This window comes from Quadrisphaera granulorum (assembly GCF_003149145.1).
In the GTDB taxonomy this organism is placed as follows: Bacteria; Actinomycetota; Actinomycetes; order Actinomycetales; family Quadrisphaeraceae; genus Quadrisphaera; species Quadrisphaera granulorum.
Genome location: NZ_QGDQ01000053.1, coordinates 1 through 9,340 on the forward strand (window position 1 = coordinate 1; position 9,340 = coordinate 9,340).

Below are 9,340 nucleotides of genomic sequence, written 5' to 3' on the forward strand. Positions count from 1 at the left end.
AGCGCTGCAACGCTGATCTTCTTCTCGTTGGGTGTGGAGATCACCGGGAAGGTACGACCCGCCCGGTCATCCACAGGTTTTGATTATTTCTCGTTCGAGCTCCTTGGCGTCGCGGACCCAGGTGATGACAGCGTCCAGGTCCTCATCGCGAAAAGGGCGAAGACGCAGAGTTCCGGCTACGGGTCCAACCACGTGTTCATGGTGCCCTGCTGATGCTCGACTGGGGGCGCTCCCGCACGACCATCCGCAGCGGCACGCTCCTGCACGACCATCCCAAGCGGAACATGATCGCGATCAGCGCTCCGCAGCCGCCCGCCACTCATCGCCCGCACCGAGTAAACGAGGTGCGGGTATCGCCGCCCAGCGGAGAAGATCACGACGTGATGTCCGCCGCGGTCGCGCTCGACCTCCTGCGGATGCTCCGTGGGGCCGGCATCGACGCCTGGGTGGACGGCGGCTGGGGCGTGGACGCACTGCTCGGTGAGCAGACCCGCCCCCACGCCGACCTCGACATCGTGCTGCCTGCCACCCATCTCGCCCGCGCGCGGGAGGTGCTCTCAGGTGCCGGCTTCGTCGCCTTGAGGGAGTGGCTACCCACCGCTCTGGCGATGCGTCATCCCGATGGACGTGAGGTCGACCTCCACCCGGTGACACCGACTGCCGACGGCGGCGGGGATCAGGAGCTCTTCGCACCCGACCCGCCCTTCCACTACGGGCCGCCGACCACCGGCTTCCTGGACGGCCAAGGGGTGCCGTGCGTGAGTGCAGAGACCCAGCTGCGGGCCCACATGGGTTACGAGCCGCAACCAGAGGACCGAGCCGACGTCGTCGCCCTGGCCGCACGGTTCGCGTTACCTCGGCCTGAGGGCTACTGACTCGTCGGCGTTGGTCGGACCCGCGGCCCGGTTGAGGATCCCCCGCAGTAGCACTCTTCGGGTCGACGATCAGAAGCGAACCGCTCACCTGGTAGCGACGACGAGCCTCGTCGATCAGAGAGCGTCTGGCACGCTCCGGTCGTGCGTCCACTGGCCAAGGCCGAACTGCCCCCCGTCATGCTGCAGGACGCTGAGCTGGTCCTGCGCCCTTGGCGTGCGGAGGATGCGCCGGCGCGCGTGCAAGCGGGCGCCGACCCCGCTATCCGCCGGTGGACCTCGGTGACGCGCGGCGCAGACCTCGAGCAGGCTCGCTCATGGATTCGTGACTTCGAGGCCGCCCGATTGCGGGGTGACGCCCTCTACCTCGCGCTGATCGCAGACGGTCAGTGCGTCGGAGGCGTTGGCCTGATCGACGTCGTGCACAGGCACCGCCGCGCAGAGGTGGGGTACTGGCTCTTGCCCGAAGCACGAGGGCACAGCTACGTCGTCAGGGCGGTACGCGCGCTGAGCGCGTGGAGCTTTCGAGAGCTGGGCCTGAATCGGCTCGACCTGTACACGAACACGGACAACGAGGTGTCGATGAGGGCCGCCGAGAAGGCTGGGTTCACGCGCGAGGCGCTGCTCCGGCGCTGGTACCTCGGCGAGGACGGCCCTGAAGATCTCATCCTGTTCGGCCTCGTGCGCCCGTAGTCGTCCGCGATCGGGCTGTGGCTGAACCGGACCCGGCGCTGACCGGGGGTTCATCGATGAGACATCCTCACCCAGGACGGTTCACTACTACGCCCTGGTGGCCACCGCGGATCTGGCGGCGTACGAGCAGTTCATGACACAGACGTTGATGGCGTTGCCGGGGTTGCTGCGGCTGCAGTCGCGCTTCGCCATGAAGACCATCAAGGCCGACCTGCCCGGTTGAGTCTCGACGGCCGCACCCGGGACCACCCAGCGCCCTTCGGCATCCACGATTAGGTAAGGCTAAGCTAGCCGCCTGACTTGATCCGTGGTGCGCCCGGAAGGAACCCCAGACTCGTGAGCATCCTGCAGCGCCCTCTGCGCGTCGCCGTCGTGGGCGCCGGTCCCGCCGGCATCTACGCCTCCGACATCCTCAGCCGCGCCGACCTGTCCGCCACCGCCTTCGACGGCGTGAGCATCGACCTGCTCGAGCGCCTGCCCGCGCCGTTCGGCCTGGTTCGCTACGGCGTCGCCCCCGACCACCCGCGCATCAAGCAGATCGTCGTCGCGCTCGAGCGGGTGCTGGGCCGCGGCGACATCCGCCTCCTGAGCAACGTCGACGTCGGCACCGACCTCACCCTGAGCGACCTGCAGCGTCACTACGACGCCGTCGTCTTCTCCACCGGCGCCATCCGCGACGCGGTGCTCGACATCCCCGGGGTCGACCTCGACGGTTGCTACGGCGCCGCCGACTTCGTCTCCTGGTACGACGGCCACCCCGACGTGCCCCGCGAGTGGCCGCTGCACGCCCGCGAGATCGCCGTCATCGGCGCGGGAAACGTGGCGCTCGACGTCGCCCGGGTGCTGGCCAAGCACCCGGCCGACCTGCTGCCCACGGAGATCCCGGACAACGTCCACGCGGGCCTGGAGCGGTCTCCGGTCACCGACGTCCACGTCTTTGCTCGCCGCGGCCCGGCCCAGGCGAAGTTCTCCCCGTTGGAGCTGCGCGAGCTGGGGCACGTGCCCGACGTCGACGTCATCGTCGACCCGGAGGACTTCGACTTCGACGACGCCTCCCTCGCCGCCATCGAGTCGAGCAACCAGACCAAGCAGGTGGTGCGCACGCTCACTGACTGGGCGATGCGCGAGGAGCCGGGCACCGCCTCGCGCCGCATCCACCTGCACTTCCTCCACGCGCCCGTCGAGATCCTCGGCGACGACGACGGCCGCGTCGTGGGCCTCCGCACGGAGCGCACCGAACTCACCGGTGACGGCACCGTGCGCGGCACCGGCACCTTCCACGAGTGGGACGTGCAGGCCGTCTACCGGGCCGTCGGCTACGCCAGCTCCCCCGTGGCCGGCGTGCCGTTCGACGAGCGCGCCGCCGTCATCCCCAACACCGAGGGCCGCGTGCTCGACGAGACCGGCCAGCACCTGCCGGGTCTGTACTGCACCGGGTGGGTCAAGCGCGGACCCGTCGGCCTCATCGGGCACACCAAGTCCGACGCCGCCGAGACCGTGCGCCACCTCGTGGCCGACCTCACCCAGGGCGCCCAGGTGCTCGACGGGCCCCTCGGCTGCCAGGGTCCTCGCGCCAGCGAGCCCAACCCCGCCGCCGTCGTCGACCTCCTCACCTCTCGCGGCGTGGACGTGCTGACCTGGTCCGGGTGGCAGCAGCTGGACCGCCACGAGCGGCAGCTCGGCGAGGCCCGCGGCCGCGAACGGATCAAGGTGGTCTCCCGCGAGGAGATGGTCGTCCGCTCCCGAGCGCCGCGAGTGCCGGTGCAGCTGCCCGGCGGCGCGCTACGCACCACGGTCTGACGGGCGGGCCGGAGGCTCCCGTGCACGTCATCGCGCTGGTCAAGCACGTCCCCGACATCCAGTCCGCGCGCTCCTTCACGGCCAGCGGTCTGCTGGCCCGCGGGGGCCCCGACGACACCCTCAACGAACTCGACGAAGACTGCCTCGAAGCGGCCCTCCGCATCGTCGAGGCCGTCCCCTCGACCGTCGCCGATGAGGACGACGACGGCAGCCGCGCCGACCCCGGTGCCGCGCACCCCGTCGGGCATCGCGTCGACCACCGCGTGACCGCACTCACCGTGGGCCCACCGGCCGCCGTCGGCGCCCTCCGGCGCGCTCTCGCGATGGGCGCCACCAGCGCCGTCCACGTCTGTGACGAGGCAATCGCCGGATCCGATGCCATCGCCACCGCCCGCGTCATCGCCGCAGCCGTCGAGCATCTGCACGCCGAGCACCCCGTCGACGTCGTGATCGCCGGCATGGCCGCCCTCGACGGTCTGACGTCGCTCGTGCCCTCGGCGGTATCGGCGCTGCTGGACTGGCCTCAGCTGACCCTCGCCGACCGGGTGTCCGTGACGTCCCAGGCAGGCCGGACCACCGTCCGAGCGCGGCGGGTCACCGCCCACCACGTCGAGGAGCTCCAGGCTCCCGCGCCCGTGGTGGTGTCGGTCACCGATGCCACCTTCAGGCCACGCTCCCCCGACATGCGGGGGCTCCTCGCGGCCCGTCGCAAGCCGGTCACCGTGCTGGACCTGGCGGCCCTCGGCCTGGAGCCGGCGTCGGTCGGGCGGGCCGGGTCGGCCACGCGCGTGCTGGAGGCCACCCCGCGCCCCGAGCGCTCCGATGCCGTGCGTCTGACCGGAGGTCCCGGGCTGGCCCCTGAGCTTGCCGCCGAGCTGGCCGGGCACCTCGCGCAGCGGGGGTTCTGCTGATGGCCGCCGCGCCCGCCGTCGTCGTCCTGATCGACCACCGCGACCCGCGCTGGCTCCGCAGCGCGTCCGCGCTGCTCGCCGCCGCCCACCGGCTTGCCCGAGACCACGGCTGGGACGTGCACACCGCGTGGGTGGGTCACGACCACGGCCACGGTCACGACCACGGGCCAGGCGGCGAGCTCGGAGCCGCCGTCCAGCACGTCGTCGACGTCGAGGGCGCCGACCCGCACCTCGCCTCCACCGTCAGCGCCGCCCTCGAAGCGGTCGTCGCCGCTCTCGACGCCACAGGGCCCGCGCGGCTGGTGCTGCTGCCCTCGACGTTCGAGGGCCGCGAGGTCGCCGCGCGGCTCGCGGCAGCCACGGGCGCGGGAGTGGTCGTCGGAGCGTCCAGTGTCACGGTCGAGGAGGACGACGACGGCGGCAGCGGTCACGTCGTCGCCCAGAAAAGCGTGCTCGCCGGCTCGTGGCACACGCGATGCGCCGTGACCAGCGAGCTGGCGATCGTGGCGCTGGACACCGGGGCCGCCGGTAGCGCCGACGGAGCATCGCTCCCGCAGGACACCCCTTCGGCGGCCGTGGCGCCCGTGGTGCACCACCACCGCGCTCCCCGCCCCGCGGGCGCCGCGGTGGAGGTGCTCTCCCGCTCGCCGCGACCCGCCGGTGATCGACCGGCCCTGGCGGAGGCCGACGTCGTCGTCGTCGGGGGGCGAGGCACCGGTGGCGACTTCTCCGGCGTCGAAGACCTTGCCGACGCTCTCGGCGGCGCCGTGGGCGCCACACGCGTGGCGACCGACGAGGGGTGGGCACCGCGAGCGCTGCAGGTGGGTCAGACCGGGGTGACCATCAGCCCGCGCCTCTACGTGGGGGCGGGGGTGTCCGGAGCGGTCCACCACCGCGGCGGGATGGCTGCGTCGGGCACGGTGGTGGCCATCAACACCGACCCGGACGCGCCGATCTTCGAGCACGCCGACATCGCCGTCGTGGCCGACGCCACCACCCTCCTGCCGGCCCTGGCCGAGGAGGTCAGAGCGCGCCGCTCCCGCGAGACCGGCTGAGCGTCACCAGCCGGATCACCACCAGCCGGCTTGCGAGCCGAGGATCCGCGTGAGCGCCACCAGACCCAGCACCACGATGGCCGCCCGCAGCGCGTTGGGGGGCAGTCGGCGTCCGTACCGGGCGCCGACTGCCCCGCCGACCAGCGACGACGCCGCGATGAGCGCCACCACCAGCCAGTCGATCTGGTCGTACCCGAACACGATGTAGAAGGCAGCCGAGACCACGTTGACCACGAGGGTCAGCACGTTCTTGAGGCCGTTGACGCGCTGCAGGGTCTCGTCGAGGAGGCTTCCGAGGACGGCGACGAGCATGACGCCCTGCGCGGCCGTGAAGTAGCCGCCGTAGACGCCGATGAGGAACGTGGCGAGCATCGTCGTCCCGAGGAGCCACCGCGAGGCGCGCACGGGACCCCCCTCGGCGCCTAGCGCGGCGGCGCGGGCCTCGGCCCGGCGGCGCAGCCGCGCCTGGAGCCGGGGCTGGACCACCACGAGCACGAGGGCGATGACCAGCAGGACCGGCACGATCGTTTCGAAGGACGACTCGGGCAGCTGCAGGAGCAGCACCGCGCCGAGCGCACCGCCGATGATCGAGGCGGGCAGCAGCATCGCCAGCCGCCGGCCCTGACCGCGCAGCTCGCGCCGGTACCCCCACGCGCCCGAGACACCACCGGCGACGAGGCCGATGCCGTTGCTCACGGTGGCCGCCAGCGGGGAGTAGCCCAGGGCGACGAGCACCGGGAAGGTCACGAGCGTGCCCGACCCGACGACGGCGTTGATGGTTCCGGCCCACAGCCCCGCCAGGAGGATGAGGGAGACGTCGAGCCAACTCACGTGGCGCGACCCTACGCGGCGGCTGAGCTGCGCCTCGGCGACGGGGGCCGCCGTCCTGCCGCGTGTCGTCCGACGCGTGGTCCAGCAGGTGGGAGCTGGTGGGCTGTCGGTGACGGGCAGCACACTGTGCGTGTGGTGGGGACCCGCAGCACGGCAACGGAGCGCGCGCTGGCAGACGATCGCACCCTGGCGCCGGAGCGAGCGATGGCGCTGCTGGAGGCCCTGCCCGACGGCTTCGCCCTCCTCGACGCCGACTGGCGCTTCACGTGGGTCAACGATGCATCGGCGCGGCTGGCGGGCTCCACGCGCGAGGCGATGATCGGCGAGGTCGCGTGGGACGTGCTGCCCCTGCGCGGCACCCCCGTCGAGGCCGCGTGGCGGACGGCGAGAGCCGAGCACCGCGAGACCGTCGTCGAGGTCGAGCTGCCCGGAGACCCGCCGCAACAGCTGGAGGTGCGCGCGTGGCCCGACGGTGACGGGCTCGCCACGAGCACGGTCGACGTCACCGCCCGCCACCGGGCCCACCAGCAGGTCGAGCGCAGTGCCCGCCGCAGCAGCCTGCTGACGCGCTCCGGTGCGGAGCTGGGTGGCGCCGTCGGCGTCCAGGAGGCCAGCAAGCGGCTGGCCCATCTCGTGGTGCCCGCCGTGGCCGACTGGTGCGTGGTGATGGAGGTCGAGGGTGACGAGCAGCTCGCCCGGGGCGTCGTCAGCACCGCCGGGTGGTGGCACCGAGACAGTCGCTGCCTGCCGCTGGTCGGGGTGCTGGTGCGTCCCTCGAACCCCGACGACGACGCACGGCCCGTCCCCCGCCTCGACGCGGCCCAGCTGCACGAGGCCCGTGCGCTGTTCGGCCCCCTCGGGCAGGGACGCCCGGTGGTCATCGCCCACGGGGCGGCCGCACTCATGAGCCCTTCGGTGGCCGACCCGGAGGCGCGCGCGGCGCTGGCGCAGCTCGATCCCGAGTCGGTGGTGATCATTCCGCTGCGCGGCCGCTACGGGCTGGTCGGGCTGCTTGCCTGCTTCACCGATCGCGGGCGCCCCGCCCCTGATCCCGAGGACATCGCGCTCCTCACCGACCTGGCCCGCCGCGGCGGGCTCGCCATCGAGGCCGCCCGGCTCCGTGACGAGCAGCAGCGCCTCGGTGAAGCGCTGCAGCGCTCCCTGCTCACGGCCCCACCGCAGTTGCCCGGCTGCGAGGTGGCGGTGCGGTACGTGCCGGCCGCGCACAGCGCGCACGTCGGCGGTGACTGGTACGACGCCTTCGCCCAGGACTCACAGCAGGTGGTGCTGGTCATCGGCGACGTCGTCGGGCACGACAGCCGCGCCGCCGCCGACATGGGCCAGGTCCGCGGCATCCTGCGCGGCCTCGGTGTCTCGGGCTCCCCCTCCCCGGCGCAGCTGCTCGCCACCGTCGACACGGCGATGGCGCGCCTCCGCCTGGACACGACGGCCACCGCGCTCGTGGCGCGCCTCGAGCGCGACCCGGCCCGGCTGCGGCGGGGCGGTGGGGTGCTGCGCTGGTGCAGCGCTGGTCACCTGCCCCCGCTCGTGGTCGAACCGGGGGTGTCGGCGCGGCTGCTGCCCGGACGTACCGGCCTGCTGCTGGGCGTGGAGCAGCTCACCGGCGGCACGCCGCGCTCCGACCTCGAGGCCGAACTGCCTCCGGGCACGACCCTGCTGCTGTGCACCGACGGCCTCGTCGAACGACGCGGCACGCCACTCGACGCCGGGCTGGAGCAGCTACGCCGCGCCCTGGAGGACTACCGCGCCCTGCCGCTGCCGCAGCTGTGCGACGCCGTGGTCCGCCGGTTGCTGCCCGCGCACCCCGAGGACGACGTCGCGCTGCTCGCCGTCCGACTGCGCCCCGCCTAATCCCCGACCCCTCCTCGACGATCAAGGAAGTTCTGCACACCGGATCAGGACGACGACGGCGGCAGCGTCAGCACCTCCGCACCGCCGGCGGTGACCAGCACGGTGTGCTCGGTGTGCGCGGTGCGGCAGCCGGTGGCGCTGCGCAGCGTCCAGCCGTCGTCGTCGGTGATCAACTCGGCGGTGTCGGCCATGACCCACGGTTCGATCGCCAGCAGCAGTCCGGGCCGCAGGCGGTACCCCCGGCCGGGCGCGCCGGCGTTGGGGACGTGCGGGTCCTGGTGCATCGTCGACCCGACGCCGTGCCCGCCGAACTCGAGGTTCACCGGGTACCCGGCGCCCGTGAGGACCGTGCCGATGGCGTGCGAGATGTCGCCGATGCGCGCGCCCGGGCGCACCGCGGCAATCGCCGCCGCGAGCGCCCGCTGGGTGGCGTCGATGAGCGCGGAGTCCTCCGCCGACGGCTGCTCCCCCACCACGAAGCTGATCGCAGCGTCGGCCACCACCCCGTGCATCGACAGGGCGAGATCGAGGGAGAGCAGGTCGCCGTCGTCCAGTCTCCTGTCGTGCGGGAGGCCGTGGAGCACCGCGTCGTTGACGGAGGTGCACAGGTGGTGGCCGAACGGGCCGCGCCCGAAGGAGGGGGCGTAGTCGACGTAGCAGGAGACCGCGCCGGCCTCGGCCTGCATCTCGCGGGTCCACGCGTCGAGCTCGAGGAGGTTGACGCCCGCGCGGGTGCGCGAGCGCAGCTCGGCGAGGATCTGCCCGACCAACGCGCCCGCCGCCCTCGCGTGCGGCAGCTGGGTGGCGTCCATGACCTCGATCACCGGTTCATCACCCTGGGATACTAATACCGGTATAGATTGTGGTCGTGGTTCGGGTACCCCTCACCCCAGACGAGCTGGCACGCGGCCAGCGCCTCGGCGCTCTCCTGCGCGAGGCCCGCGGTGACCGCACGGTGCTCACCATCGCCCTGGACGCCGGCATCTCCCCCGAGACGCTGCGCAAGATCGAGACGGGTCGCATCGCCACCCCGGCTTTCCCCACGGTCGCCGCTGTCGCCGGCGTACTGGGACTTTCCCTCGACGCGCTGTGGGCGCAGCTGTGCGCCCCTGCCTCCCTGACCACTCAGGACGACGACGGCGAGCGCCTCGTCTCCTAGCTCTCGCTGCCGTGGCTGGCCGCCGCCCAGCCACCATGGAGCACCCTGCCCTTGAACGGCTCTGGCCGGGGGCCGTCTCGGAGGAGGAAAATGGGGGCGGGTCGGGGCGGTTCGACGTCGGTGACGATTGGTGCTGACGAGCCCGTC

Annotated in this window: 11 protein-coding genes; 9 read left to right on the top strand and 2 right to left on the bottom strand. The window is 72.8% G+C overall.

Annotation, left to right across the window (positions count from 1 at the left end; translation table 11 throughout):
- From BXY45_RS23980 to BXY45_RS22335, 7 genes are all read left to right on the top strand, one after another.
- On the top strand, positions 1 to 213 hold a 213-nt coding region (locus tag BXY45_RS23980; protein ID WP_211319851.1), incomplete at its 5' end, for a hypothetical protein.
- A gap of 170 nt (positions 214 to 383) precedes the next feature.
- Positions 384 to 875 (top strand): nucleotidyltransferase domain-containing protein, encoded by a 492-nt coding sequence (locus BXY45_RS22310; protein ID WP_170131694.1) that lies wholly within the window; start codon positions 384 to 386, stop codon positions 873 to 875.
- Positions 876 to 1,016: 141 nt separating this feature from the next.
- Entirely contained in the window at positions 1,017 to 1,565 is a 549-nt protein-coding gene (locus BXY45_RS22315; RefSeq protein ID WP_109776738.1) for a GNAT family N-acetyltransferase, read from the top strand.
- A 97-nt stretch (positions 1,566 to 1,662) separates the two neighbouring features.
- Complete coding sequence (locus BXY45_RS22320; RefSeq protein WP_211319852.1) at positions 1,663 to 1,788, top strand: Lrp/AsnC ligand binding domain-containing protein; 126 nt, start codon at positions 1,663 to 1,665, stop codon at positions 1,786 to 1,788.
- 113 nt (positions 1,789 to 1,901) lie between these two features.
- On the top strand, positions 1,902 to 3,365 hold the full coding sequence (locus BXY45_RS22325) for an FAD-dependent oxidoreductase (protein ID WP_211319853.1): 1,464 nt from the start codon (positions 1,902 to 1,904) through the stop codon (positions 3,363 to 3,365).
- Positions 3,366 to 3,385: 20 nt separating this feature from the next.
- Positions 3,386 to 4,276: an electron transfer flavoprotein subunit beta/FixA family protein gene (locus BXY45_RS22330; RefSeq protein ID WP_109776740.1), complete on the top strand. Its 891-nt coding sequence runs from the start codon at positions 3,386 to 3,388 to the stop codon at positions 4,274 to 4,276.
- Entirely contained in the window at positions 4,276 to 5,331 is a 1,056-nt protein-coding gene (locus BXY45_RS22335) for an electron transfer flavoprotein subunit alpha/FixB family protein (protein WP_109776741.1), read from the top strand. Before BXY45_RS22330 ends, BXY45_RS22335 begins: the two co-directional genes overlap by 1 nt.
- 15 nt (positions 5,332 to 5,346) lie before the next feature.
- Here the strand turns inward: BXY45_RS22335 and BXY45_RS22340 are convergent, their stop codons facing one another.
- The gene (locus BXY45_RS22340; protein WP_109776745.1) at positions 5,347 to 6,162 is read right to left on the bottom strand and encodes a sulfite exporter TauE/SafE family protein; all 816 of its coding nucleotides are present in this window, start codon (positions 6,160 to 6,162) and stop codon (positions 5,347 to 5,349) included.
- Positions 6,163 to 6,297: 135 nt separating this feature from the next.
- On the opposite strand from BXY45_RS22340, the gene BXY45_RS22345 reads away from it, so the two are divergent.
- Entirely contained in the window at positions 6,298 to 8,034 is a 1,737-nt protein-coding gene (locus tag BXY45_RS22345; protein ID WP_146211338.1) for a SpoIIE family protein phosphatase, read from the top strand.
- A 44-nt stretch (positions 8,035 to 8,078) separates the two neighbouring features.
- Here the strand turns inward: BXY45_RS22345 and map are convergent, their stop codons facing one another.
- Positions 8,079 to 8,846, bottom strand: a complete 768-nt coding sequence (gene map, locus BXY45_RS22350) for a type I methionyl aminopeptidase (protein WP_425468348.1) — start codon at positions 8,844 to 8,846, stop codon at positions 8,079 to 8,081.
- Positions 8,847 to 8,902: 56 nt separating this feature from the next.
- On the opposite strand from map, the gene BXY45_RS22355 reads away from it, so the two are divergent.
- Complete coding sequence (locus BXY45_RS22355; protein WP_109776746.1) at positions 8,903 to 9,193, top strand: helix-turn-helix domain-containing protein; 291 nt, start codon at positions 8,903 to 8,905, stop codon at positions 9,191 to 9,193.
- Positions 9,194 to 9,340 lie beyond the last annotated feature (147 nt).

What these genes read in the sequence shown, in the direction of transcription:
- BXY45_RS22335 (WP_109776741.1), top strand. Translation starts at nt 4,276, where the DNA reads ATGGCCGCCGCGCCCGCCGTCGTCGTCCTGATCGACCACCGCGACCCG.
- BXY45_RS22310 (WP_170131694.1), top strand. Translation starts at nt 384, where the DNA reads ATGTCCGCCGCGGTCGCGCTCGACCTCCTGCGGATGCTCCGTGGGGCC.
- map (WP_425468348.1), bottom strand. Translation starts at nt 8,846, where the DNA reads ATGGACGCCACCCAGCTGCCGCACGCGAGGGCGGCGGGCGCGTTGGTC.